Annotated in this window: 21 protein-coding genes; 11 read left to right on the top strand and 10 right to left on the bottom strand. The window is 72.3% G+C overall.

Translation table 11 applies throughout. The features are described from left to right. Positions 1-8: 8 nt before the first annotated feature. Genes atzF through ACIF83_RS32735 form a run of 4 tightly spaced genes read right to left on the bottom strand, consistent with a single transcriptional unit; the run spans position 9 to position 6,641 of the window. Entirely contained in the window at positions 9-1,664 is a 1,656-nt protein-coding gene (atzF, locus tag ACIF83_RS32750) for an allophanate hydrolase (RefSeq protein WP_399732364.1), read from the bottom strand. Then, complete coding sequence (locus tag ACIF83_RS32745) at positions 1,661-5,209, bottom strand: 5-oxoprolinase/urea amidolyase family protein (protein ID WP_399732361.1); 3,549 nt, start codon at positions 5,207-5,209, stop codon at positions 1,661-1,663. Before ACIF83_RS32745 ends, atzF begins: the two co-directional genes overlap by 4 nt. Beyond that, positions 5,206-5,820 carry an urea amidolyase associated protein UAAP2 gene (locus tag ACIF83_RS32740; protein ID WP_393476102.1) on the bottom strand — a complete coding sequence of 205 codons (615 nt, stop codon included), beginning with the start codon at positions 5,818-5,820 and terminating at the stop codon, positions 5,206-5,208. Before ACIF83_RS32740 ends, ACIF83_RS32745 begins: the two co-directional genes overlap by 4 nt. Then, positions 5,817-6,641: an urea amidolyase associated protein UAAP1 gene (locus ACIF83_RS32735; protein WP_399732358.1), complete on the bottom strand. Its 825-nt coding sequence runs from the start codon at positions 6,639-6,641 to the stop codon at positions 5,817-5,819. The genes ACIF83_RS32740 and ACIF83_RS32735 overlap by 4 nt, the downstream gene beginning before the upstream one ends. Before the next feature lie 149 nt (positions 6,642-6,790). Between ACIF83_RS32735 and ACIF83_RS32730 the strand changes: the two genes are divergently transcribed. The 6 genes from ACIF83_RS32730 to ACIF83_RS32705 all read left to right on the top strand — a co-directional run bounded on the left by ACIF83_RS32730 (position 6,791) and on the right by ACIF83_RS32705 (position 12,337). Continuing rightward, entirely contained in the window at positions 6,791-7,417 is a 627-nt protein-coding gene (locus ACIF83_RS32730; RefSeq protein ID WP_399732354.1) for a TetR/AcrR family transcriptional regulator, read from the top strand. Positions 7,418-7,718: 301 nt separating this feature from the next. Next, positions 7,719-9,383 carry a sensor histidine kinase gene (locus tag ACIF83_RS32725; RefSeq protein ID WP_398139558.1) on the top strand — a complete coding sequence of 555 codons (1,665 nt, stop codon included), beginning with the start codon at positions 7,719-7,721 and terminating at the stop codon, positions 9,381-9,383. Next, a complete protein-coding gene (locus tag ACIF83_RS32720; protein WP_393476090.1) occupies positions 9,380-9,784 on the top strand; it encodes a roadblock/LC7 domain-containing protein in 405 nt (134 codons plus the stop codon). Before ACIF83_RS32725 ends, ACIF83_RS32720 begins: the two co-directional genes overlap by 4 nt. Beyond that, positions 9,781-10,197: a DUF742 domain-containing protein gene (locus tag ACIF83_RS32715; protein ID WP_393476087.1), complete on the top strand. Its 417-nt coding sequence runs from the start codon at positions 9,781-9,783 to the stop codon at positions 10,195-10,197. The genes ACIF83_RS32720 and ACIF83_RS32715 overlap by 4 nt, the downstream gene beginning before the upstream one ends. After that, a complete protein-coding gene (locus ACIF83_RS32710; RefSeq protein ID WP_399732350.1) occupies positions 10,178-10,798 on the top strand; it encodes a GTP-binding protein in 621 nt (206 codons plus the stop codon). The genes ACIF83_RS32715 and ACIF83_RS32710 overlap by 20 nt, the downstream gene beginning before the upstream one ends. Positions 10,799-10,843: 45 nt before the next feature. After that, positions 10,844-12,337, top strand: coding sequence for a cytochrome P450 (locus ACIF83_RS32705; protein ID WP_399732347.1), 1,494 nt, complete (start codon positions 10,844-10,846; stop codon positions 12,335-12,337). Positions 12,338-12,352: 15 nt separating this feature from the next. Here ACIF83_RS32705 and ACIF83_RS32700 read toward each other — a convergent pair whose 3' ends face one another. The 4 genes from ACIF83_RS32700 to ACIF83_RS32685 all read right to left on the bottom strand — a co-directional run bounded on the left by ACIF83_RS32700 (position 12,353) and on the right by ACIF83_RS32685 (position 16,908). Beyond that, positions 12,353-13,306: a pseudouridine synthase gene (locus ACIF83_RS32700; RefSeq protein ID WP_399732344.1), complete on the bottom strand. Its 954-nt coding sequence runs from the start codon at positions 13,304-13,306 to the stop codon at positions 12,353-12,355. An 18-nt stretch (positions 13,307-13,324) separates the two neighbouring features. Beyond that, entirely contained in the window at positions 13,325-14,836 is a 1,512-nt protein-coding gene (locus ACIF83_RS32695; RefSeq protein WP_399732341.1) for an amino acid permease, read from the bottom strand. A 190-nt stretch (positions 14,837-15,026) separates the two neighbouring features. Beyond that, on the bottom strand, positions 15,027-15,875 hold the full coding sequence (locus ACIF83_RS32690) for a siderophore-interacting protein (protein ID WP_399732338.1): 849 nt from the start codon (positions 15,873-15,875) through the stop codon (positions 15,027-15,029). Between the two features lie 112 nt (positions 15,876-15,987). Further along, positions 15,988-16,908, bottom strand: coding sequence for a 5'-3' exonuclease H3TH domain-containing protein (locus ACIF83_RS32685; RefSeq protein WP_399732335.1), 921 nt, complete (start codon positions 16,906-16,908; stop codon positions 15,988-15,990). A 139-nt stretch (positions 16,909-17,047) separates the two neighbouring features. On the opposite strand from ACIF83_RS32685, the gene ACIF83_RS32680 reads away from it, so the two are divergent. The 4 genes from ACIF83_RS32680 (at position 17,048) to ACIF83_RS32665 (ending at position 21,615) form a co-directional block, all read left to right on the top strand. After that, positions 17,048-18,124, top strand: coding sequence for a glycine betaine/L-proline ABC transporter ATP-binding protein (locus tag ACIF83_RS32680; RefSeq protein WP_399732332.1), 1,077 nt, complete (start codon positions 17,048-17,050; stop codon positions 18,122-18,124). Beyond that, positions 18,117-19,931, top strand: a complete 1,815-nt coding sequence (locus ACIF83_RS32675; RefSeq protein ID WP_399732329.1) for an ABC transporter permease/substrate binding protein — start codon at positions 18,117-18,119, stop codon at positions 19,929-19,931. Before ACIF83_RS32680 ends, ACIF83_RS32675 begins: the two co-directional genes overlap by 8 nt. A gap of 392 nt (positions 19,932-20,323) precedes the next feature. After that, on the top strand, positions 20,324-20,896 hold the full coding sequence (locus ACIF83_RS32670) for a helix-turn-helix domain-containing protein (RefSeq protein ID WP_393476060.1): 573 nt from the start codon (positions 20,324-20,326) through the stop codon (positions 20,894-20,896). Continuing rightward, a complete protein-coding gene (locus tag ACIF83_RS32665; protein WP_399732326.1) occupies positions 20,896-21,615 on the top strand; it encodes a helical backbone metal receptor in 720 nt (239 codons plus the stop codon). Before ACIF83_RS32670 ends, ACIF83_RS32665 begins: the two co-directional genes overlap by 1 nt. On the opposite strand, the gene ACIF83_RS32660 is transcribed toward ACIF83_RS32665, so the two are convergent. Next, complete coding sequence (locus ACIF83_RS32660) at positions 21,527-22,675, bottom strand: TDT family transporter (protein WP_398139583.1); 1,149 nt, start codon at positions 22,673-22,675, stop codon at positions 21,527-21,529. The genes ACIF83_RS32665 and ACIF83_RS32660 overlap by 89 nt on opposite strands. Positions 22,676-22,745: 70 nt before the next feature. Here ACIF83_RS32660 and ACIF83_RS32655 point away from each other — a divergent pair, with 70 nt between their 5' ends. Further along, entirely contained in the window at positions 22,746-23,675 is a 930-nt protein-coding gene (locus ACIF83_RS32655; protein WP_398139551.1) for a LysR family transcriptional regulator, read from the top strand. 2 nt (positions 23,676-23,677) lie between these two features. On the opposite strand, the gene ACIF83_RS32650 is transcribed toward ACIF83_RS32655, so the two are convergent. Next, positions 23,678-24,364: a gamma-glutamyl-gamma-aminobutyrate hydrolase family protein gene (locus ACIF83_RS32650; RefSeq protein WP_398139550.1), complete on the bottom strand. Its 687-nt coding sequence runs from the start codon at positions 24,362-24,364 to the stop codon at positions 23,678-23,680. Positions 24,365-24,371 lie beyond the last annotated feature (7 nt).

Below are 24,371 nucleotides of genomic sequence, written 5' to 3'. Positions count from 1 at the left end.
AGTTGTCCTCAGCGGTGTTTCAAGAAGTTCCGCCAACTGCCGTAGGCGGTGATGTCCTCGGCCTCCTGCAGAGCGCTCGGTTCGCACAGGAAGCCGGGAACGTGGGTGCCGTCTGCCAAGTGCACGCTGCCCAGGGTCATCGGGCGCGGCAGCATGGTCAGGAGGCGGCCCAGGCCCTCTGCCGGGAGGCGCCAGACCTCTGTCTCGATCGAGGCGCCGCCCTCGCCCACGTGTACCAGGCCCGGCTTCGGTGGGTCGGTGGGCAATGCGTGCAGATGGTAGAGCGGGGCCGTGGTCGTCGTATGGTCCAGGCGGGCGCCCAGTGACAGGAGCTGGGGGTTCAGGGGCTGGCCCGTCAGGTGGGCGCCGACCACGGCCAGGCGGGTATCCGGCTCCAGGGTGCGGGCGAGGGCGGCCAGGCGCCCGTCGGTGAACGCCGGGCCGATCAGCATCACGCCGAAGGGGAGTCCGTCGACCTCGCCCGCGGGTACGGCGACCGCCGCCAGGTCGAAGAGGTTCGTGGAGTTGGTGAAGCGGCCCAGACGGGCGTTGGCGCCCAGGGGATCGGCGGCCACCTCGCCGAGCGTGGGGTGGCCCGGTGCGGTCGGGAGCAGCAGGGCGTCGGCGTCGGCCAGTTCGGCGAGCGCCCTGGAGCGCAGGTCGGCGAGGCGGGCCTGGTCGGTGAAGAGCTGGTGGGCCGGTATGTCACGGGCGCGGGTGATGATGCCGGCGACCGTGGGATCCAGACCGTCCCCGCCCTGGGCGATCAACTTGTCGACAAAGGTGCCCACGGCTGTGTAACGCTCGGCCACGAACGCGCCTGCGTAGAGCATCGCCGCCGCCTCGGTGAAGGGCACGAGGTCGATCTGCCGTACCGCCGCGCCCGCCTCACGGAGCCGCTCCACGGCGCGCTCGTAGGCCTCGGCCCAGCCCGCGTCCAGCTCGCCGAGCCCCTCTCGGGACGGGACCGCGATGCGCCAGGGGCCGGGGGTCCGCGGAGGGAGGGGCGGCAGGGCGCGGGCGGGTGGCGACGCCATGACGGACAGGGCCTGCTCGGCCTCCGCGAGCGTACGGGCGAACACCGTCACGCAGTCGATCGAGGCACAGGCCGGGACAACGCCCTGCGTCGGGACGAGGCCGCGGGTGGGCTTGATGCCGACGATGCCGTTGAAGGCGGCCGGCACCCGGCCCGAGCCCGCGGTGTCCGTGCCGAGCGCGAGGTCCACGATGCCGAGGGCCACCGCGACCGCCGAGCCGGAGCTGGAGCCGCCGCTGATCCTCGCCGGATCGTGGGCGTTCCGTACCGCGCCGTAGGGGGAGCGGGTGCCGACCAGGCCCGTGGCGAACTGGTCGAGGTTGGTCGTCCCGAGGACGATCGCGCCCGCCGCGCGCAGACGCGCGACGACCGGGGCGTCGGCCGCGGGGTCGTAGGCGTACGCCGGGCAACCCGCCGTCGTGGGCAGTCCGTGGACGTCGATGTTGCCCTTCGTGGCGAACAGGCGGCCGGCGAGGGGGAGGTGCTCCCCGGCGGCCGCGCGCGCGTCGAGCGCCCGCGCCTCCGCCTCGACCTCCTCGCGCGGACGCAGGTCGATCCAGATGTCGGGGCGGTCGACGGCCTCGATCCGGTCGTACGCGGCGCGCACCCGGGACACGGTAGGGGTCATGCGTGCTCCTCGACTTCCAGTGTGCGCTCTTCGACTCGGCCTGCGGCCGGTGCCAGGATGATCAAGGCCGTGCCGGCCTCGACCTGGTCGCCGGGACTCACCAGGACCTCCGCGACCACGCCGTCGGCGGGTGCGTGCACCCTGGACTCCATCTTCATCGCTTCCAGGGCGAGGAGCGGCTGTCCCGCCGCCACCGTGTCACCCGGAGCCACGTTCACCTGCCACACGGACGCGGCGAACTCGGCCTCGACCAGTCGCCCGCCCGGCGGTACGACCACCTCGGCCGGCGGTGCGGCCGGCGCGGCCGCCGCCTCGGCCCGGGCGAACTCGCCCGCCGCCTCCCAGGCGTCCCGTTCCGCCGCGAACGCGGCCCGCTGCCGGGCCCGGAACTCCGCGACGGAATCGGCGTGTTCGGCCAGGAAGGCCTCGTACCCGGCGAGCGAGAAGGTGCCCTCCTCGATGCGCGGGACGAAGCGGCCGGACGTGATGTCGGCCCGCAGGTCCAGGAGTTCGTCCGGCTGCACCGGATACCACTTGATCCGGTCGAAGAAGCGCAGCAGCCACGGCGAGCCCGGCTCGAACGCGCCCCGCTGCTGCCATCCCGACCACACCTGGGTCGTACGGCCCACGAACTGGTAGCCGCCGGGGCCTTCCATGCCGTAGATGCACAGATAGGCCCCGCCGATGCCGACCGAGTTCTCGGCGGTCCAGGTGCGCGCGGGGTTGTACTTCGTCGTCACCAGGCGGTGGCGCGGGTCCAGCGGGGTGGCCACCGGGGCGCCCAGGTACACGTCGCCCAGGCCGAGGACGAGGTACTCCGCGTCGAAGACCGTGCGGAACACGTCCTCGACCGATGCGAGGCCGTTGATCCGGCGGATGAACTCGATGTTCCACGGGCACCAGGGGGCGTCGTCGCGGACCCCCGCCATGTAGCGGGCGATGGCCTCGCGGGTGGCCGGGTCGTCCCAGGAGAGCGGGAGGTGGACCGTGCGGGAGGGGACGGTCAGTTCGGCCGTGGCGGGCAGGGCCGCCGTGATCCGCCGCACGGCGGTGAGGAGCTCGTGCTGGGGCAGGACGCCCGGGTCCGTCCGGATCTGGAGTGAGCGAATGCCCGGCGTGAGATCCGTGACCCCGTCCAGGCCGGCCGCCGTCACCGCCTCCATCAGGGCGTGCACCCGCATGCGCAGCGCCAGGTCGAGCTGCATCGGGCCGAACTCGACGAGCAGGTTGTCGTCGCCGCTGCGGCGGTAGGTGACGTCACCGTCGCGAGCCAGTACCCCGCCGTCGGTGATCTCCGGGCGACGCGTGCCCGTCACGTCCACGGGCACGAAGCGCACCGTGTCGCCAGGCCGTAGCTGCCCCAGCTTCCACCGCTCGCCGCTGAGCACGGTCGCCGGGCACACGAACCCGCCGAGCGAGGGTCCGTCCGGGCCGAGCAGCACCGGCATGTCACCGGTGTAGTCGACCGCGCCGACCGAGTACGGGGTGTCGTGGATGTTGGACGGGTGCAGTCCCGCCTCGCCGCCGTCGGTGCGGGCCCAGCGGGGCCCCGGGCCGACCAGGCGGACGCCGGTGCGCGCCGAGTTGAAGTGGACCTTCCAGTCCGCCGCGTAGAAGTCGCGGATGTCGTCCTCGGTGAAGAACTCCGGTGCCGCGTGCGGCCCTTCGACGGCGCCGATGTGCCACACCGCGGTGAACTCGGGGCGGTCCGTGACGGGCGTGCCCGGGGCGACCGCCCCGCCGTGCAGGACGTCGCCGGTGCGCAGCGCACGCCCGCCGTGGCCGCCGAACCGACCCAGCGTGAAGGTGCTCGCGCTGCCCAGGAACGGCGGCACGTCGAGACCGCCGCCCGCGAAGAGGACGTAGGTGCGCAGGCCGTGTTCGAGGGGCGCGCCGACCTCCAGGACCGCGCCCGCGGGGACCGTGACCGGCTCCCACTGCCCGACCGGTGTGCCGTCCACGGTCACCGGGGCCGGTGCACCGGTCACACAGACCGTCGTGGCGTGGCTGAACCGCAACGCCGGCCCCTGGAGCGTGCATTCGAGCCCGGGCGCGCCCTCGGAGTTGCCGAGCGCTCGGTTGCCCTGCCGGAAGGAGTGGTCGTCCATGGGTCCGCACGGCGGCACGCCCACCTGCCAGTAGCCGGTGCGGCCCGGCCAGTCCTGGACCGTGGTGAGCGTCCCGCCGGAGACCACGTCGATGCGCGGGGTGGGATCGGTGACGCCGGTGAGGGTGGCCGTGGAGTGGGCGGCGGCCCGGAAGTCCGGTGCGGTGAGTGCCGCCCGCACCAGGCCGAGGTTCGTCTCGATGCCGTCCACGCGGGTGCGGGCCAGCGCCTCGTCCAGCCGGCGCAGCGCGTGCGCGCGGTCGGGGCCGTGGGCGACGACCTTGGCGAGCATGGGGTCGTACGACGTCGTCACCTCGGTGCCGGTCTCCACCCAGCCGTCGACGCGCACGCCCGCCGGGAACTCCACCCGGGTCAGCAGCCCCGCGCTGGGCCGGTGCCCGCGCGAGGGGTCCTCGGCGTACAGGCGGGCCTCGACGGCGTGGCCGCGCGGCCGGCCGGGGTCGCGGACGACGTCCCTCTCGCCGCGCGCCAGGCGCAGCATCCACGCGACCAGATCGACGCCGTAGACCTCCTCGGTGACCGGGTGCTCCACCTGGAGGCGCGTGTTGACCTCCAGGAAGTACACCTCTTCGCGGGCCGCGTCGTACACGAACTCGACCGTGCCGGCGGACCGATAGCCCACCGATGCACACAGGTCCCGGGCGGCCTCGGCGAGCCGGGTTCGGACGTGGTCGGGCAGCCCGGGTGCCGGGGCCTCCTCGACCACCTTCTGGTTGCGGCGTTGCAGGGAGCAGTCGCGGTCTCCGAAGGTGACGACCTTCCCCGCGCCGTCGCCGAAGACCTGGACCTCGACATGGCGGGCCCGCTCGACCAGGCGCTCCAGGAACACGCCCGCGGAGGAGAAGGACGCGGCGGCCACCCGGTGCACCCGCTCCCAGGCTTCGGTCAGTTCGGCGGCGGAGCGACACGCCGACATACCGATACCGCCGCCCCCGCCGGTCGCCTTCAGCATGACGGGATAGCCGATGCGGGCGGCCTCCCGCAGGGCCTCGGGCAGGTCGGTCAGCAGCCCGGTCCCCGGCGCCAGCGGCACGCCGGCCGCCTCGGCCGCCGCGCGGGCCGTGTGCTTGGCGCCGAACAGCTCCAGTTGCTCGGGCGTCGGCCCCACGAACACGGTCCCGGCGTCCTCGCAGCGCCGGGCGAAGGCCGCGTCCTCGGACAGGAAGCCGTACCCGGGATGGATCGCGCCCGCCCCGGTGTCCTTGGCCGCCTTCAGCACCAGGTCCGCGTCGAGGTACGACTCCTTCGCGGGTGCCGGGCCGAGCCGCACCGCCTCGTCCGCCAGCCGGACGTGCGGTGCCGAGCGGTCCGGGTCGGAGTACACGGCGACGGTACGCAGGCCCAGTTCGCGGGCGGTGCGGATGATCCGGACGGCTATCTCGCCCCGGTTGGCGACCAGTACCTTCCCGAAACTCATGCTGTGCCCTCGTCTCCGACGGGCCCCGCGATCGTCATCTCCACGGCCGTCGGCCGGAAGCCGTTGCAGGGGTTGTTGATCTGGGGGCAGTTGGAGACCAGTACCAGGACGTCCCGCTCGGCCCGCAGGGTCAGGGAGAGACCGGGCGCCGAGATGCCGTCGACGATGCCGAGGGTGCCGTCCTTCTCGACCGGCACGTTCATGTACCAGTTGATGTTGGAGACCAGGTCCCGCTTGCCCAGGCCGTACTTCGCGCCCTCCGCGAGGAAGTTGTCCACGCAGGCGTGCTGGGTCCAGGTGTGGTGGCCGTAGCGGAGGGTGTTGGACTCCTTGGAGCAGGCGCCGCCGACCGTGTCGTGCCGGCCCACCTCGTCGGCGACGACCGTCATCAGCGGGGTGTGCTCGTTGGACAGCAGCACGCTGCCGGTGGTCAGGAAGATGTTGCCCTGCGCCTGGACGGTGTCGGGGGCGCTGTAGCGCACGGACGTGTCGTGGGCGTCGTAGACGAGGAAGTCGACGGCCTGGTTGCCGTGCAGGTCCGTGATGGTGAGCGTGCCGCCGGTGCGGACGACGGACGACCAGGCGGCGCGGGCCGGAACCACGGTCTTCATGCGAGCCCCCTCGCGGCGAGGAATTCGACGGTGTTGAGGAAGGCACGGCGGCCCTCGGGGGTGGCCTCCCACAGCGGGTCGCCGGGCGCGGTCGGCGCGCCCCGCCAGGCCAGCACCTCCAAGGGGGTGCTGACGTACTCGGGGCGCGGGTCCACCGGATGCGGCACGTTCGCGATCAGCACGATCACGTCCTGTTCCGCGCGGAGCGTGACGCTGCCGCCGGGTCCGGTCGAGCCGGTGAACTCCACGGCGCCGTCGTCGCGCACCTCGACGCCCTGGAAGAAGGAGAGGGAGGGCGGCAGATCGCGCGGCTCCAGGCCGTTCTTGGCGGCGGCGAGCTTCAGCAGCTCACGGCCGGCCGGGGAGGGACCCTGCGGGGTGCCGTCGCCGTACCGCGCGGTGTTGCGGACGAGGGTGGAGGTGCCGCACAGCGCGTCGTGGCGCCCGGAGGCGTCGGCGACCACGCTCGCGAGCACCCGCCCCTGGTCGGACAGGAGCAGCTGCCCCTCGCCCAGATAGGCGTTCCACTGCACCTTCACCGTGTCTGCCGTGTTCAGCCGTTCCCAGGGGCGGCCGTCCACGTACAGCAGCAGATGGGCACAGGCGTCGCCGCGCGGATCGGTCAGGCGCAGCTCGGTGCCGCGGGCCAGCACCCGGTGCGTGTAATTGCCGCCCGCGACCGTCTCGGCCCACACCAGATGGCCCGCCTCGCAGGGTGGTTCGGGCCAGTCCCGGGCCGGTACGACGGGCATGGCCTCGGCACGGGTGCCCTCCTGGGCGCGGGCGTGGGCACGGGCTCCGTGGGTGGTCGCTGTCGCCATCGCGGGACCTCTCGCCGTGAGGAGTGGATTTCTGTCGCGCGACAGAAATTAGAGGCGGGCCGGGTCACCGGCATTGCGGGTGTGTTGCCGGGCGGTTATCGAGTCCTCACCGAGATCGCCGGACCAGGGGGTGTGCGAGGATCGAACGCATGGGAACGGACAGCAGTCGCCGGGTCGGCCGGCCGCGGGCCGCGCAGCGGCCGGACAGCGGCCTCGAGCCGCGTGCCGAACTGCTCGCCGCGGCCGCCGAGCTGTTCACCACCCGCGGATACGCGGCCACCACCACCCGGGCCGTCGCCGAGCGCGCGGGCATGCGGCAGGCGTCCATGTACCACTACGTCTCCGGCAAGGAGGAGTTGCTCGCCGAGCTGCTGGAGTCCACCGTCACACCCTCGCTGGCCCGGGCCCGTGAGCTGCTCGCGGACGACTCGGCCCCGGCCGGGGACCGGCTGTGGCAGCTGTGCCGCACCGACGTGGAGCTGTTGTGCGGCGGGCCGCACAACCTCGGCGGGCTCTATCTGCTGCCCGAGGTGCGCACCGAGCGGTTCGCCGGCTTCCATGCCGTGAGGGCCGAACTCAAGGACGCCTACCGGCAGTTGCTGGCCGCCACCGCCGCGGGCGGAGCGCTCGCCAAGAGCGAGCTGGATCTGCGCACGGATCTGGTCTTCGGTCTGATCGAGGGCGTCATCCTGGTGCACCGTTCCGAACCGGAGCGCTCTGTCGAGGAGTTCGCCCACGCCACCGCCGATGCGGCGCTGCGGATCGCCGGGGTCTGAGCCGGCTTTTCACTCATCACGGTGAGTAGTTTTCGTACGCCCGAACGCCGTCACGTGTCGTGTTCGAATGATCGCCCAGCGTGCAAATGGGGACGAGCGTACTCCTGTTGTGTGGGCGATTTCAGGTGCTTGCCGAATATGACACAGCGATGATCCGGTCGGACTAAGCTCGCCCGCGGCGCACCGAGTTGCGATGAATTCGTGCGCCTGTTCCCAAACTTCCCGATGATCCCTTCGGTTCCATGACTCTTCCCCCCGCAAGCTCCCCTGACACCCAGCCGACTCGTCTCAGAAGGCATCCATGGTGAGTGTTCAAAAGCCTCCAGGCGGCCGTGAACGTCCTTATGCGCGCGTGCTGTTGCTGCCGGCCGTAGCGATGACCGCGGCGACCGCGGCGGCGGTCGCCCTGGCTCCGGCCTCGGCCCGGATCGCCGTCGGCGGGTGCGGGGCCGTGGCCCTGCTGCTGGTCCTGGCCACGGCCGCCGAAGCCGCCCGCCGCGGACGCAAACTCCGTGAGGCGCAGGCCGAGCACGCCCGTCACACCGCGTATCTGGAGCGCCGCCTCGCCGCCCACGACGCGGAGATCGTCCGCCTCGGCGGCGACGTCCTGCCCACCGCGCTTCTCCGGTTGCGCCACGGAGAACCGCTCAGAGAGGTGATGCGCAAGGTCGTCGACAACGACCCCGAACTTCGCCACATGCCCGAGTCGCAGCGCACCCTGCTGCGCACGGCGCTGAAGGGCGCCGACTTCGAGATCTCGATGCGCGACGCCACCGAGCGCTCCTACGTCAGCATCGCCCGCCGCATCCAGGCCATCGTCCACCAGCAGGCCAACGAACTGCGGGAGATGGAGGAGGACCACGGCCGCAACCCCGAGGTCTTCGACGACCTGCTGCGCATCGACCACGGCACCGCGCTGATCGGCCGCCTCGCCGACACCATCTCCGTGCTCGGCGGCGGCCGCCCCGGCCGTCAGTGGCCGCTGCCCGTCTCGCTCTACAGCGTGCTGCGCGGTGCCATGTCCCGGATCCTGGAGTACCGGCGCATCGAGCTGAACTCCATCGTCAACATCAACATCAAGGGCACGTCCGTCGAGCCGCTCCTCCACGCGGCCGCCGAACTCCTCGACAACGCCACCCGCTACTCGCCGCCGTCGACCAAGGTGCACGTCACCGCCGCCGAGGTGCAGTCCGGCCTCGTCATCGAGATCGAGGACGCCGGCGTCAGCCTCAGCGAGGAGGGCCGCGCCCGCATCGAGAAGGCGATCCACGACGCCATGGCGGGCGACGACGCGGAGAACCTGGGCTCCAACCCGCGCCTCGGCCTCGCCGTCGTCGGCCGGCTGTGCAAGGCCTTCGACATGCAGGTCTCGCTGCGCGCCTCCGCCTACGGCGGCGTCCGCGCGATCCTCGTCGTACCGCGCGTCATGACCACCACCGAACCCGGTGTCGGCGCCGCCCACGGTATCGGTGCCACCGGCGTGCCCAAGCCCGAACTCGGCGCGGTGGAGGGCCCGAAGCGCAGGCCCAAGAAGCGCCGCCCCACCAGCCCCCGCATCCCCGCCGGGATCTCGATGGAGGACGACGTCCCCGAGGTCACCGAGTGGACGGCGGGCGGTCTGCCGCAGCGCCGCAGCCGGGTGAAGACCCCGCTCAGCCAGCGGTACGCCGAACAGGCCGCCATCGAGCGCGCCGAGCGCGAGGGCAGGCCGACCATCTGGTCCCAGCACAAGCCCGAACCCGAGCCCGAGCCCGAGATCGACCCCGAGATCCAAAAGCTCCGGGACCGGCCGCCGGGCATGTGGGTCGACGACTTCTGGAACGGTCTGCGCAAGGGCATGCCCGAGGACGCCACCGCGCCCGAACTGACCGACTTCACGCGGAACCCCACCAAGTACCTGCACCTGCTCAACGATTCGGACACCGCCATCGAGGGCGCCACCGACGACGAGGGGAACCTCAAGTGATCCAGCAACGAGGCAACTTCGACTGGATGCTCAAGCAGCTCAACGACGGCGTACCGGGCGTCCAGATGATCGTGGTCCTCTCCGCCGACGGACTGCGCATCGCCCGCTACGGCGGCGACCCCGACGCGGCCGACCGGGTGGCCGCCGCCTGCGCGGGCGTTCAGAGCCTCGCCGGTGCCATCATTCAGGAGATCGACGGAGCCGGCGACATGAAGCTCGTCGTCATCGAGATCGAGGGCGGCTACTTCTACCTCATGGACGCCGGCGCCAACGCCTACCTGGCCGTGCTCGCCGACGTGACCTGCGAGCCGGGCCGGATGGCCGGCATGATGCGCGACCTCGTCGTCCGGATCGGAGCCCATCTCACCAGTCCGCCCCGGCGGAACGGGCAGACCGTATGACTCCTCCGCAACGCAAACGGCGCCTGCCGCAGCAACTGCCGCCTCCACCGCCGCTGCCCCCCGCACCGGCGGACGGCGAGGAGAAGCCCGGGAACCCCGAACGGCTGTACGCCATCGCCGACACCGCCGACGGCCGCCGGGCCGAACTCGACCTGGTCACCTTAATCGTGGCGCGATCCGCGCCACCACCGTCGGCCTCACCGGAGGAGGCGGCCGTGATCCAGCTCTGTACCGCCCCTCTGTCCGTGGCCGAGCTCTCGGCCTACCTCAACCTGCCGTTCAGCGCGATGACCGTCCTGATCACCGAGCTGATCACGAACGAACTGGTGCAGGCGCGCGCCCCGATCGCCCGCAAGGCGCTCCCGGACCGGTCTCTCCTCGAAGCGGTGATGCATGGACTTCAACGGCTCTGACACCATCCCCGGCCCACGCACCGAGGATCACCTCCCGCAGACGGCCCAGGCCGCGGTGAAGATCGTGATCGTGGGCGGCTTCGGTGTCGGCAAGACCACCATGGTCGGTTCGGTCAGCGAGATCAGGCCGCTGACCACCGAGGAGACCATGACCCAGGCCGGTATCGGGGTCGACGACAACTACGGCTCCGAGTCCAAGACCGCCACCACCGTGGCCATGGACTTCGGCCGCATCAGCATCACCGACAAGCTGGTGCTCTACCTCTTCGGCACCCCCGGCCAGGAGCGCTTCTGGTTCCTGTGGAACGGCCTGTTCGAAGGCGCGCTCGGCGCAGTCGTCCTGGTCGACACCCGCCGCCTGGAAGTCAGCTTCGACGTCATGGGACGCCTGGAGGAACGCGGCGTTCCGTTCGTCGTCGCGGTCAACTCCTTCCCCGACGCGCCTCGTTACCCGATCGAGGAACTGCGCACCGCGCTGGACCTGGCCCCGGAGATCCCGATCATCGACTGCGACGTGCGCCGCCGGGCCTCCAGCAAGGACGTGCTGATGACCCTGATGCGTTTCCTGCACTCGCTCGCCATGTCCGGCGTCCTCACCTGACCGGCATCCGACCGACCCCCACACCTTCCGCTCCGGAGCGACACTGTGACGCCTGAACCCCAATCCCTCACCGGCACCGATGCCACCGACGCCACCGCCGGCCCGCCGCCCGGCTGCCCGGCGCACGGCCTCGGTCCCGGAGGACTGCACCGGCTCTACGGCCCCGACGCGGCGGACCTGGGCGACCTCTACGAGCGGCTGCGGGAGGAGCACGGCACCGTCGCGCCCGTGCTGCTCCACGAGGACGTACCGGTGTGGGTGGTCCTCGGGCACTCCGAGAACCTGCACATGGTCCGCAGCCCCTCCCAGTACGCCCGCGACAGCCGGATCTGGACCCCGCTGCAGGAGGGCATGGTCAAGCCGGACCACCCGCTCATGCCGCACATCGCCTGGCAGCCCATCTGCGCGTTCGCCGAGGGCGACGAGCACCAGCGGCTGCGTGCGGCGGTCACCGGCGCCATGTCGACCATCGACCACCGCAGCATGCGCCGCCACATCGGCCGCTACACCCAGGAGCTGGTCAACGACTTCTGCGAACGCGGCCGGGCCGACCTGGTCGCCCAGTTCGCCGAGCACCTGCCGATGGCCGTCATGTGCGAGCTCCTCGGCATGCCCGAGGAGTACAACGACCGGATGGTGCAGGCCGCCCGCGACGCGCTCAAGGGCACCGAGACCGCCATCCAGAGCCATGGCTACGTCATGGAAGCGCTGAGCCGGCTCACCACCCGTCGCCGCGCCCGGCCCGACGACGACTTCACCAGTCACCTCATCATGCACCCCGCGGGGCTGACCGACGACGAGGTCCGCGAACACCTGCGCCTCGTCTTCTTCGCGGCCTACGAGGCCACCGCCAACCTGCTCGCCAACGCGCTGCGCATGGTCCTCACCGAGCCGGGTTTCCGCGCGCAGCTCAACGGCGGTCAGATGACCGTGCCGGAGGCGATCGAGCAGTCCCTGTGGGACGAGCCGCCCTTCAGCACCGTCCTCGGGTACTTCGCCAAGCAGGACACCGAGCTGGGCGGCCAGCGCATCCGCAAGGGCGACGGGCTGCTCTTCGCGCCCGCCCCGGGCAACGTGGACCCGCGGGTGCGGCCCGACCTGTCCGCCAACATGCAGGGCAACCGGTCCCATCTCGCCTTCGGCGGTGGCCCCCACGAGTGCCCGGGCCAGGACATCGGCCGTGCCATCGCCGACGTCGGCGTGGACGCCCTGCTGACGCGGCTCTCGGACATCCAGCTGGACTGCGCCGAGGAGGACCTGCGCTGGCGGTCGTCCATCGCCTCCCGGCACCTGGTGGCCCTGCCGGTGCGCTTCGAACCGAAGCCCCAGCAGGACGCCGGCCTCCCGCCCAGCGCGTCGCACATCCCGACCCAGCGCGCCACCTGGCAGGTCGGCTCCGTGCGCCCGGAACCGGCCCCCACGCCGGAGCCCACCCCGGCGATCCCGAGCCCCGCCCCCGAGCCGGCCCCCGCGGTACCGGTGCAGCCTCGCCGTCGGAACGTGTGGCAGCGGATGCTGCGCTGGTGGCGGGGGGAGTGAGCGCGGGGAGCTCGGTCAGGCCTCCCGGCCGGCCCACCGCTCGGGCGAGCGCCAGGCCTCCAGCGTCCGCCCGCTGACGAACGAGTGCTCCGCCCCCGTCACCGGATCGGTGAACTCCAGCCTCCGTGCCAGCAGTTGCAGCGGACGCCGGAAGTCACCGGGCGGTACGGGGGCGGTCACCTCGGGGTACAGCGGGTCGCCGAGGATGGGGATGCCCAGCGCGCTCAGGTGCACCCGCAGCTGGTGGGTCTGCCCCGTCTCCGGGACGAGCCGGTACCGGCCCAGCGCGGCCCGGTGCTCGGCCAGCTCCACTCGCGTCACGGCGTTCGGCTCGCCCTCGACCTCCCGCGCGGCCGGGATGCCGCGCTCCTTCAGGATCCGGCTGCGCACGGTCCGGGGCAGGGCGAGCGAGGGGTCGTACGGTGCGATCGCCTCGTACTCCTTGCGGACCGATCGGTCCGCGAACAGCGTCTGATAGGCGCCGCGCTCCACGGGCCGCACCGTGAACAGCACGAGGCCGGCGGTGAGCCGGTCCAGCCGGTGCGCGGCGGACAGGGTCGGGATGCCCAGCTCGGTCCGCAGCCGGGCCAGCACGGTCTGGGTGACATGCGTGCCGCGCGGGGTCGTCGCGAGGAAGTGCGGCTTGTCGGCCACGACGATGTGCGCGTCCTGGTGGACCACCTCCACCGGGAACGGCACCGGTACCTCGGCGGGCAGCTCCCGGTGGAACCACACGAACATCCCCGGCTCGTACGGCGCGTCCGGCGCCACCGCCCGCCCGTCGGCCCCGACGACCTGCCCCGCGTCCAGCATCGCCCGAACCACCCCGGGCCCGGCCCCGGACAGCCGCTCCACCAGATACTCGCCCACGCTGGCCCACGACCCGTCCATGGGCAGCCGAACCCGCACCGGGTCCACCCCGTCACGCTGGGGCAGGGGAGGGGCCGGGATACGGGTTCTGCGTCTCATCACCGCCCAGCGTAGGTGCTACACCGCGACCGCCTCCGCCGCCTCCGGCTCCACCATCGCCGTACGCGCGCGGTACCTCCGGTAGGCCGCCCCCGCCGCGACTGTCCCGCCGAGGAACAGCACCGTGAACCACTGGAAGTACCAGTGCCCGCCCGCCGGGTCGTACACCGCCGCGCGCGGCCAGGCCAGGTTGACCGTCATCGCGAGGCCGTAGAGGAGGGCCAGGGCGTTGACCGGGATCCCCCAGCGGCCGAGGGAGAAGAGAGGGGCGCCCGTCTCGTCCGTGCCGGTCGAGGAGAACCGTCCGCGCAGGCGGCTGAGCAGCAGCGGGCCCGTCACCATCGCGTAGGCCAGGTACAGCATCACGATGCAGGTCGTGCCGATGGCCAGGAACGCCTCCGGTGAGGCGAAGTTGAGCAGCAGCAGGACGGCGGCCAGGACGCCGACCACCAGGGCGGGGGCGCCGGGCATGCCGGTGCGGGGATCGACCCTGGCCAGACGGCGGGCGAAGGGCAGCTGTCCGTCGCGGGCCATGGAGAACAGCATGCGGCAGGCCGCTGTCTGGATCGCGAGCGTGGCCACGGCGATCGCCACCACCACATCGGCCAGCAGCACCCGGCCCACCCCGTCGCCGAGGCTGCTGGTGAGGACGTAACTCAGCCCGTCCACAGCCAGTTTCCCGTCGGTGAGGCTGGGCGCGGCGAGGATGCCGCCGAGGACGACGAGGCCACCGAGCAGGCCGGCCGCACCGAGGGCGGTGAGGATGGTGCGCGGTGCCGTGCGGCGTGGATGGTGGGTCTCCTCGCTCATCTCGCCCGCGCTGTCGAAGCCGATCATCACGTACGCCGCCGTGAAGGAGCCGATCAGCAGCGCCCCGGACAGGCCGGTCCCGGCACCGCCCGTGGTGTGGAAGGTGATGCCGGGGGAGCGCCGCGAGTGGGTCAGCAGGAGGACCACGATCAGCAGGGCGCCGATGATCTCGGCGGTCACGCCGACCCGGTTGACCATGGACATCACGCGGTTGTCCGCGAGGTTGACCAGTGTGGTCAGTGTCAGCAGGGCCACGCCGAGCACCGCCGCGTTGGCGGCGCCGTCGGCGGAGACGGGCGAGGAGTCGGTGCCGATCAGCTGGAAGCCGGACCAGAGCGCCGGCAGCACCATCTGCAGGGCCAGCGCGGCCGCCGCGACCACCACGATCTGCCCGATCACCATGATCCAGCCGGCGAACCAGCCGAAGGCGGGGGTCGCCAGGCGCGAGGACCACTGGTAGATCGCCCCGGAGATGGGGTAGCACGCGGCCAGTTCCGCGAAGCAGGCGGCGACCAGCAGCTGGCCGATCAGCACGGCCGGCCAGGCCCAGAAGAAGAGCGGCCCGCCGAAGGAGTAGCCGAAGGCGAAGAACTGGAAGACGGTCGTCAGGACGGAGATGAAGGAGAACCCGGCAGCGAAGGAGGCGTACCGGCCCAGGCTGCGATGCAGCTCTTGGCGGTAGCCGAACTCCTCCAGGGAACGGTCGTCGGTCGTCGTCACGGCGGCACCTGCCTAGGGGCGCGGGGAGTGAGTTCCTGTCGAGCGACAGAAATTAGGGATGCGCTGTTTCCTCCGCGTCACACGGGCGTGTCCGGGACGGGCCCAAGTCCTCACGCACCGGCGCGAGGCCGTCGGTGCGAGCATGCGAGAGCGGCGGCACCCCGTCGGGGTGCCGCCGCTCTCGAAGGGTTCAGGCCGCCGCCGCGCCGCCGCTCTCCTGCTCGGCCTCGATGCGGGCGTTCCAGTCCCGCTTGGAGGCCTGCCAGCCGTCCTCGTTGTGACCGAGGCGCCAGTAGCCGGAGATCGACAGGTCCTCGCGCGGGATCTGCAGCTCGACCCGGAGCAGCCGGCGCAGCTCCTTCACGAAGCTCGCCTCGCCGTGCACGAACGCGTGCATCCGGCCCTCGGGGAACTCCAGCGCACGCACGGCCTCCACCAGGGCCTCGCCCACCGGCCGGTCCCCGCGGTGCACCCAGACGACCTCCACCCGGGAGTCGATCTTCTGCTCCTCCTCGGGGCCGGACACCTCCACGAAGGCGTGCGTCCGGGCGTCGGAGGGCAAAGTCTCCAGGGCGCGGGCGATCGCGGGCAGCGCGCTCTCGTCGCCGGCGAGCAGATGCCAGTCGGCGCTCGGGTCGGGCGCGTACGCACCTCCGGGGCCCATGAAGCGCACGCTCTCGCCCGGCTGCACGCGGGTGGCCCACGGCCCGGCCAGACCCTCGTCGCCGTGGATCACGAAGTCCAGGGTCAGTTCGCGGTGCTCGGGATCCCAGGCGCGCACGGTGTACGTCCGCGTCACCGGCCACTGCTCACGGGGGAATTCCTCGCGGATCCGCTCCAGGTCGAAGGGCTCCGGGTAGGTCACGCCGGGAGGGCCGAACAGCAGCTTCACATAGTGGTCGGTGCAGGTGTCCGCGGCGAAATCGGCGAGGCCCTCGCCGCCGAGCACCACACGCTGCATGTGCGGGGTGAGCCGCTCGGTGCGCACCACCTGGGCGGTGCGGGGCTTGCGCGGCTTTCGTCCCGGACGCTCTGCCATCACGGCCTCCTGCTGCATTGGTTAGGTTTACCTAAGTTAGCATCTCTCTCTGGTCAACACGGCTTCCACGAGGCCTCGATGAACGCGTTTTGCCGGAATATTCCGGTCGGACTCACTCTCCCAGTGTCGTCAGCAGCCGCTGCAGGGAGCCACCCAGCCCCCAGCGCGCCGCCAGCGCCTCCAGTCCGGCCGGATCCCGCGGGGTGTGCGGCAGCGCGGTGTCGACGTCCGGCAGCGGGACGTCGTCGGCCACCCGCACCACCTTCGGCGCGACGGCGACATACGGCCGGGCCTCGGTCAGCCGCTTGCGCTGCGACGGGGTGAGCTTCGCCTTCGGGTCGTCGACCGCCGCCATGATCCCGGCCAGGTCGCCGAACTCGGCGAGCAGCTTGGCGGCCGTCTTCTCGCCGATCCCGGGCACGCCCGGCAGGCCGTCGCTCGGGTCGCCGCGCAGCAGTGCCAGATCCGCGTACCCCCGCCCGTCGACCCCGTACTTCTCGCGCAGCGCGGCCTCGTCGGTCAGCTGCAGCGTGCCGACGCCCTTCAGCGGGTACAGCACGCGGATGCCGCGCTCGTCGTCGACGAGCTGATACAGGTCGCGGTCGCCGGTGACGATGTCCACCGGTCCGTCGGCGCGTGCGGTGAACGTGCCGATCACGTCGTCGGCCTCGTAGTCCGCGACCCCGACCCGGGCGATGCCGACCGCGTCCAGCACGGCCTCGATGACCGGCACCTGCGGCGTGAGCGTGTCCGGCACCTCCTCCGCGTCCGGCGCGCCCTCGTGCTCCTCGGCGACCCGGTGCGCCTTGTAGGTGGGGATCAGGTCCACCCGCCACTGCGGCCGCCAGTCGGCGTCCATGCAGGCCACCAGCTTCGCCGGCCGGTGGTCCTGGACCAGCCGGTCGATGAAGTCCAGCAGTCCCCGCACGGCGTTCACCGGTGTGCCGTCGGGCGCCCGCACGGAGTCCGGCACGCCGAAGTAGGCGCGGAAGTACAGCGAGGCGGTGTCGAGAAGCATGAGTCGTCCGGTCACGGTCGCATCATGCCGTACGGCACTGACGGTCACCTGCCGCCACGGATCCACCCCTGTGAGCTGGGTCACTTAAAAGTTTGACCAAAGCGGTCCTGGGGAGGCGCGGCCTCTGTTGTGTCCACCGTGACGAGAGGTACGCGTGTCATCCAGGCTTGAGGCGGAACACCTGTTCAAGGTGTTCGGCAGACGACCGGACCAGGCAGTGGAACGGCTGCGCCAGGGCGCCGACCGGGAGGAGCTGCGCGCCGACGGCACCACCGCCGCCGTCATCGACGCCTCCTTCGAGGTCGAGGCCGGCGAGATCTTCGTCGTCATGGGCCTGTCCGGCTCCGGCAAGTCCACCCTGCTGCGCATGCTCAACGGCCTGCTGGAGCCGACCGCCGGCCATGTCCGCTTCGACGGCCAGGACCTGACCGCGCTCAGCGACCGCGCCCTGCGCGAGCTGCGCTCGAAGAAGATCAGCATGGTCTTCCAGCACTTCGCGCTCTTCCCGCACCGCAGCGTCCGCGACAACGCCGCCTACGGCCTGAGCGTGCAGGGCGTGCCCCGCGCCGAGCGCGAGCGCCGCGCCGACGAGGCGCTCGCCCTGTGCGGCCTGGCCGGCTGGGAGGACTCCTGGCCCGACGAGCTGTCCGGCGGCATGCAGCAGCGTGTGGGCCTGGCCCGCGCCCTCGCCACCGACGCCGACCTGCTCCTCATGGACGAGTCCTTCAGCGCCCTGGACCCGCTGATCCGCCGCGACATGCAGGACCAGCTCCTGGAGCTGCAGAAGACCCTGAAGAAGACCATCGTCTTCATCACCCACGACCTCAACGAGGCCATGCGCCTGGGCGACCGCATCGCCGTCATGCGTGACGGCCGCATCGTGCAGACCGGCACCGCCGAGGACATCCTGCTGCGCCCCGCGAACGACTACGTCGCCTCCTTCATCCAGGACGTCGACCGTTCCCGCGTGCTGACCGCCGCCGCCGTCATGGACACCGACGTCCGCGGCGACGAGGCCGACTGCGACTGCGAGACGGCCGCCCCGGGCACGCCGTTCGCGGAGCTGTGCGCGATCAGCGCCCGCCTGACCCACCCGGTCGCCGTCCTCGACGCGGAGCGCGCGCTCGTCGGCGTCGTATCCAGGCAGCGTCTCGTCGGCCTCCTCGGCGACGAACCGGCCGAGCCCACGGCGTGCGGCAGCAGCGGGAAGAAGGTGATCGCCCGTGCCTAGGCTGCACCTCGGCGACTGGGTCGACTCGGGCGTCGACTGGCTGGTCGCCCACCTCTCCTGGCTGTTCGACGCGGTCCGCGCGGTCGTGGAGGGCATGTACGACGGCATCGACGCGGTCCTCACCGCGCCCGCACCCCTGCTTCTGGCGGGCATCCTCGCGGTCGCCGCCTGGTGGCTGCGCGGACTGGCCGCGGGCGTCCTCGCCTTCGCCGGGTTCGCCCTCGTCGACTCGCTCGACCTGTGGGACCGGGCCATGTCCACCCTGGCGCTGGTCCTGGTCGCCACGGTCATCGCCCTGGTGATCTCGATCCCGCTGGGCATCTGGGCCGCCCGCTCCCGCGCGGTCAGCGCGGCCGTACGGCCCGTCCTGGACCTGCTGCAGACGATGCCCTCGATGGTCCTGCTGATCCCGGCCATCCTCTTCTTCGGCCTGGGCACCGCCGCCGGTGTCATCGCCACCCTGATCTTCGCGCTCGCCCCCGGTGTCCGCATGACCGAGCTGGGCATCCGCCAGGTCGACGCCGAACTGGTCGAGGCCGCCGAGGCGTTCGGCACACCCCCGCGCGACACCCTGCTGCGCGTCCAGCTGCCGCTCGCCCTGCCGACCATCATGGCCGGCGTCAACCAGGTGATCATGCTGGGCCTGTCCATGGTCGTCATCGCCGGCATGGTCGGCACGGGCGGCCTGGGCGGCGCCGTCAACGAGGCCATCGGGCAGCTCGACATCGGCTTCGGTTTCGAGGCGGGCGTCGGCATCGTCGTCCTCGCCATCTACCTGGACCGCATGACCGGCGCCCTCGGCACCCAGCTCTCCCCGCAGGGCCGCAGGGCCGCCGCGAAGGACCGGACGACCATGTGGTCGTACAGCCCGCGCCCGCAGGTCGCCGTCGTCGGCGTGGTCGTCCTCGCGCTCGTCGCCGCAGGCATGGGGATCTTCGGCTCCTCCTCCGGCACCTCGGAGGCCTCCGCCACGAACGTCGGCAAGGGTAGGGAGATCAGGATCGGCTACATCCCGTGGGACGAGGGCATCGCCTCCACCTACCTCTGGAAGGAGCTGCTGGAGGAGCGCGGCTTCAAGGTGACGACCACCCAGTACGCCGCCGCCCCCCTCTACACCGGCCTCGCCACCGGCCAGGTCGACTTCCAGACCGACTCCTGGCTGCCCACCACGCACGCCGAGTACTGGAAGAAGTACGGCGGCGAGCTGGACGACCTCGGCAAGTGGTACGGACCCACCTCCCTGGAGCTGACCGTCCCGTCCTATGTCAAGGACGTGAACTCCCTGGCGGACCTGAGGGACCACGCCTCCGAGTTCGGCGGGAAGATCGTCGGCATCGAGCCCAGCGCGGGCATGATGGGCCTGCTCAAGACCAAGGTCCTCAAGGAGTACGGCCTCGAGGGCACGTACGACGTCGTCGACGGTTCCACGCCCGCCATGCTCGCCGAGCTGAAGCGCGCCTACGCCAAGAAGCAGCCGGTCGTCGTCACCCTGTGGTCCCCGCACTGGGCGTACAGCGACTACGACCTGAAGAAGCTGAAGGACCCGAAGGGCGCCTGGGGCGCGGGCGACGGCGTGCACACCCTGGCCCGCAAGGGCTTCGCCGCCGACAACCCCGAGGTCGGCACCTGGTTGAAGAACTTCTCGATGACCGAGGAGCAGCTCACCGGCCTCGAGGCCCAGATCCAGAAGTCCGGCAAGGGCGGGGAACAGGACGCCGTGCGCAGCTGGCTCAGGCAGCACCCGGACCTGGTCGACCGGTGGGCGCCGGTGACCCGCAAGGGTGCCGGGAGCGGGGCGGCCGGGTGACCTGACCTCCCGGACCGCCACCCGAGCGAGGGGTGGGCGGCGCCGTACGCCTGCGGGCGGGCGCCGCTCACCCCTCGTGGCGTATCCGGGCGTCGTCCTCCGCGGGATTCCGCTACGGGAAGGATCCGGCCAACCACGGAGCGCCATGGGCCCTGCCCCGGTGGGAACACAGAGGCCCGCTCCGGCCTTGAACCAGGGGAGACCCGTCCCGCACGGCGAGCGGCCGCACTGGCGCGAACCATGGGGGTGCGGGCCCACCGGCATGTCGGGGATGTGACAGCCGCATGAAACGGTTTGCCGAACATGCGTAGGGTGCAGACAACTCTTCAGGGGTGTGTCCGGCGGTGGACACCCTGTCGGCGGCACGACGAGTGAAGGAGGGAGCCGGAGCGATGGGCGACCACAAAGAGCAAGCGCCCGTGCGGGTGGGCGCGGCCGTCCGGCGGCGTCGCCGTGCGCTGGAACTCACCCTCGCCGTCGTGGCCGAGCGCAGTGGCCTCTCGGTGCCCTTCCTCAGCCAGGTCGAGAACGACCGGGCCCGCCCGAGCCGCACGTCCCTGGAGAAGCTGGCCGACGCCCTGCGCACCACGGCCGTGGAACTCCTCGCCGCCGCCGACCCGGCCTGCAGCGTGGACGTCGTCCGCGCCGAGCCCTGCGACGAGGCCGACTTCGACCCGCGCACCCGCTCCCTGGTGCGCGGCCACCACCAGCTGCACGCCTCCGAGTTCACCGGCGACCACGACGCCGGCCGCGAGTTCCAGCACCGCAACGACGAGCTGATGTACGTCGCCGACGGCGCGGTCGAGATCGAGGCCGAGGGCCGCGCGTATCGCCTCGGGCGAGGGGACACCCTTTACCTCACCGGCGGAGTCAGGCATCGCTGGCGGGCGACCGTCCCCGACACGCGGGTCATCGTGGTCGCGGTCGCCGAACACATCGAGGCCGTGCAGGACCGGCCCCGTTAGTGCGCGTCGTCTCCCTGGTCCCGTCGCTCACCGAGGCCGTCGCCGTGACGCTGCCCGGAGTCCTCGTCGGGGCCACCGACTGGTGCAGCCGTCCCGCGGACCTCGACATCGGCCGGATCGGCGGCACGAAGAACCCGGACACGGAGCGGATCCTCGGCCTCGCCCCCGACCTGGTGATCGCCAACGAGGAGGAGAACCGCGCCCCCGACCTGGACGCGCTGCGCGCGGCGGGCCTCGAGGTGCTGGTCACCGAGGTGCGGACCGTGCCGCAGGCCTTCCGGGAGCTGGAGCGGGTGCTGACCGCGTGCGGCGCGGCGGCCCGGCCGCCCTGGCTGGACGAGGCGGAGGCCGCCTGGACGGGGCTTCCCGAGCCCGGCAGCCGTACGACGGCGGTCGTGCCGATCTGGCGCCGCCCCTGGATGGTCCTGGGCCGGGACACCTTCGCGGGTGACGTGCTGGCCCGTCTCGGCGTGCACCACCTGTACGCCACGCACCCCGACCGCTATCCCCGCGTACCCCTGGACGAACTGCGGGCGGCGGCCCCGGACGTCGTGGTGCTGCCGGACGAGCCGTACCGCTTCACCGCCGACGACGGCCCCGAGGCCTTCCCGGGCCTGCCCTGCGCCCTGGTCAGCGGACGGCATCTGACCTGGTACGGACCGTCGCTGGCAGAGGCGCCACGGGTGCTGGCCGAGGCCCTGCGAGCAGCTCACCGCTGAGCAGCCCCCGCACGGTCCCCGACGCGGCCGCGAGCCATGCGGCGACCAGGATGCCGTACAGGCCGACGGCGAGGGCCTCGTACGCGGCGAGCCCGGTGTGCCGGGCCAGGGCGGCGGCACCGGTGACACAGGTGCCCACGGGGAAGGTGAACGCCCACCAGGTCATGGCGAAGCCCATGCCCTGACGCCGGGCCCGCACCACGTGCACGGCCGCGAGCGCCAGCCACAGCAGCGCGAACCCCATGACAGGTACGCCGTAGAGCAGCGCGAACACGGCGAAACCCCGGTCGTACGGGGCCGGTACGACCCGGGGAGCCGCGTCCGCGATCAGGCCGACGGCGGTGGTGGACTGCCCGAGCGGACCGAGGACCAGGAACAGGGTCGGGGTGAGGGCGAGCGGCAGCGGGCCCGAGGTGATCAGCCGGGCGAAGACGAGCGGCAGCATCAGCAGCGTCGCCAGCAGGCTCAGCCCGAACAGCGCGAAGCACGCCAGCAGCAGCGTCTCCCGGGGCTGCCCCGGCGGCAGATGCGGCACCAGCAGCGGGCCGAGCGCGGCGGAGACCATCGGCGCGACGAGCGGCAGCAGCCAGACCGGGGTGGCCTGGGCGGCCTGGACGCGGTGGTGCACGGCCATCAGGTACGGCACGGCCACGGCGGCCGCGAGCCCGACCGCCGTACCGACGCCGAACAGGACCGTGTCGAGCGCGACGGCCGGACCGGTGCCGATCCAGTCCCGGCCGACCGTCAGGGCACCGCCGCCCACCGCAAGCAGGGCCATGGACAGGCAGCCGTAGAAGGGGACCATGGCCGGGTCGAGGAGGTGGGCGCGGGCCTGGTCGCGGTGGTGGGCCCAGTGCCGGGCGCGGGCGGTCAGCAGGGTCAGCAGCATGAGCAGGGCCAGAGCCCAGACGGCCGTGCACACCTCGCGCAGCCCAGGAAGGTGCAGGGGCAGTGCGGCACCGGCCGTGCCGACGACGGAGGTCCCCATGACGGAGGCGTACCAGTTGGGACCGAGGTGCCGGACGCGAGCGGCGGGCAGGGAATGGGCTGCGGTGACCATGACCCCACCGTCCCGCCCCCTGACGGCGCTGACCAGGGAGTTCATGTCTATGAGGGCATAAACTGGCCTTATGAGCGAGGAGTACGCGACGGACGACGGCAGGCCCGCCGGCTCACTGGCGCACCGGGTGCCGGACCTCGGCGCGCTGGAGCTGCTGCTGGCCGTGGCCCGCCTGGGCAGTCTCGGGGCGGCGGCGCGGGAGGTCGGCATCACGCAGCCGGCCGCCAGCAGCCGCATCCGCTCCATGGAACGGCAACTGGGCGTCGCCCTGGTCGACCGCTCCCCGCGCGGCTCCCGGCTCACGGACGCGGGTGCCCTGGTGACGGACTGGGCCCGCCGGGTGGTGGAGGCGGCGGCCGCCTTCGACGCGGGTGCGCGGGCGCTGCGGGACCGGCGGGACTCGCGGCTGCGGGTGGCGGCGAGCATGACCATCGCCGAGTACCTGCTCCCGGGCTGGCTCCTCGCCCTGCACGCCGAGCGCCCCGACACCGCGGTCTCGCTGCTCGCGGGCAACTCGGCGAAGGTCGCGGAACTCCTGCTGGCCGACGAGGCGGACCTGGGCTTCGTGGAGGGCCTCACGCTCCCGGCGGGCCTGGACTCCACGGTGATCGCCCGCGACCGCCTGATCGTCGTCACGGCCCCCGGCCACCCCTGGGCCCGCCGCCGGCGCCCGCTCACCCCCGAGGAGCTGGCCGCCACGCCCCTGATCCTGCGCGAACGCGGCTCCGGCACCCGCCAGGTCCTGGACACGGCCCTCGGTGGCCTGGCCCGCCCGCTGATGGAACTCTCCTCCACCACGGCCGTGAAGGCCTCGGCGGTCAGTGGCGCGGGCCCCTCGGTGCTCAGCGAACTGGCCGTGGGGGAGGAGCTGGCGATGCGACGGCTGGTGAGCATCCCGGTCGAGGGGGTGTCGTTGCGCCGGGATCTGCGCGCGGTGTGGCCGACGGGGCATCGGCCCACGGGGCCGGCGCGGGAGCTGCTGTCGCTGACGAGGGGGTGACCTCAGGACGCGGCCAGCACCAGAGCCCGCATCACCCGCAGGTCCTCGCCCATCTCCGGATGCCACTGCACCCCGAGCACCCATCCCTCGCCCGACGGCAGTTCGATCGCCTCCACGGTCCCGTCCGCCGCGTAGGCCGAGGGCGCCAGCCCCGTACCGAGCCGTTCCACCGCCTGATGGTGATACGTAGGCACCGTCGTCTCCTCGGGCACGATCCCCGCGTACAGCGTGCCCGGCACGGGCTTCACGGCATGCCCCCCGAACGCGCCGACCACCTCCGCGTGCCCGTCCATGTGCTGCACCAGCGTTCCGCCGAGCGCCACGTTCAGCAGCTGCATCCCCCGGCAGATCCCCAGCACCGGCACCCGCGCCGCCAGCGCCGCCTCGATCAGCGCGAGTTCCCACGCGTCCCGCTCCGGCGCGGGCGGCCCCGTGCGCGGCGACCGCTCGGCCCCGTACCGCGACGGATCGACGTCCGGCCCGCCCGCGATCACCAGCCCGTCCAGCCGCTCCACCGCCTCCGCGGCCCGCTCGGGCGCGTCCGGCGGGAGCATCGCGGCGAGCCCCCCGGCCCGCTGCACCAGCCTCGGATATCCGGCCGGCAGCAGCGCGGCGTCCAGCTCCCACACGCCCCAGCGCGCACCGGCCTCCAGGTACGTGCTCACACCGATCAGCGGTCGTACGGTCATGCCGCCC

This window comes from Streptomyces sp. NPDC085866 (assembly GCF_044541035.1).
GTDB lineage: Bacteria > Actinomycetota > Actinomycetes > Streptomycetales > Streptomycetaceae > Streptomyces.
This window is presented reverse-complemented; position numbering and strand designations above follow the sequence as displayed.

Coding starts and splice junctions, on each gene's coding strand:
- ACIF83_RS32670 (WP_393476060.1), top strand. CDS start 20,324: ATGGGCGACCACAAAGAGCAAGCGCCCGTGCGGGTGGGCGCGGCCGTC.
- ACIF83_RS32660 (WP_398139583.1), bottom strand. CDS start 22,675: ATGGTCACCGCAGCCCATTCCCTGCCCGCCGCTCGCGTCCGGCACCTC.
- ACIF83_RS32650 (WP_398139550.1), bottom strand. CDS start 24,364: ATGACCGTACGACCGCTGATCGGTGTGAGCACGTACCTGGAGGCCGGT.
- ACIF83_RS32710 (WP_399732350.1), top strand. CDS start 10,178: ATGGACTTCAACGGCTCTGACACCATCCCCGGCCCACGCACCGAGGAT.
- ACIF83_RS32725 (WP_398139558.1), top strand. CDS start 7,719: ATGGTGAGTGTTCAAAAGCCTCCAGGCGGCCGTGAACGTCCTTATGCG.
- ACIF83_RS32715 (WP_393476087.1), top strand. CDS start 9,781: ATGACTCCTCCGCAACGCAAACGGCGCCTGCCGCAGCAACTGCCGCCT.
- ACIF83_RS32730 (WP_399732354.1), top strand. CDS start 6,791: ATGGGAACGGACAGCAGTCGCCGGGTCGGCCGGCCGCGGGCCGCGCAG.
- ACIF83_RS32655 (WP_398139551.1), top strand. CDS start 22,746: ATGAGCGAGGAGTACGCGACGGACGACGGCAGGCCCGCCGGCTCACTG.
- ACIF83_RS32745 (WP_399732361.1), bottom strand. CDS start 5,209: ATGAGTTTCGGGAAGGTACTGGTCGCCAACCGGGGCGAGATAGCCGTC.
- ACIF83_RS32700 (WP_399732344.1), bottom strand. CDS start 13,306: ATGAGACGCAGAACCCGTATCCCGGCCCCTCCCCTGCCCCAGCGTGAC.
- ACIF83_RS32735 (WP_399732358.1), bottom strand. CDS start 6,641: ATGGCGACAGCGACCACCCACGGAGCCCGTGCCCACGCCCGCGCCCAG.
- ACIF83_RS32740 (WP_393476102.1), bottom strand. CDS start 5,820: ATGAAGACCGTGGTTCCGGCCCGCGCCGCCTGGTCGTCCGTCGTCCGC.
- atzF (WP_399732364.1), bottom strand. CDS start 1,664: ATGACCCCTACCGTGTCCCGGGTGCGCGCCGCGTACGACCGGATCGAG.
- ACIF83_RS32690 (WP_399732338.1), bottom strand. CDS start 15,875: ATGGCAGAGCGTCCGGGACGAAAGCCGCGCAAGCCCCGCACCGCCCAG.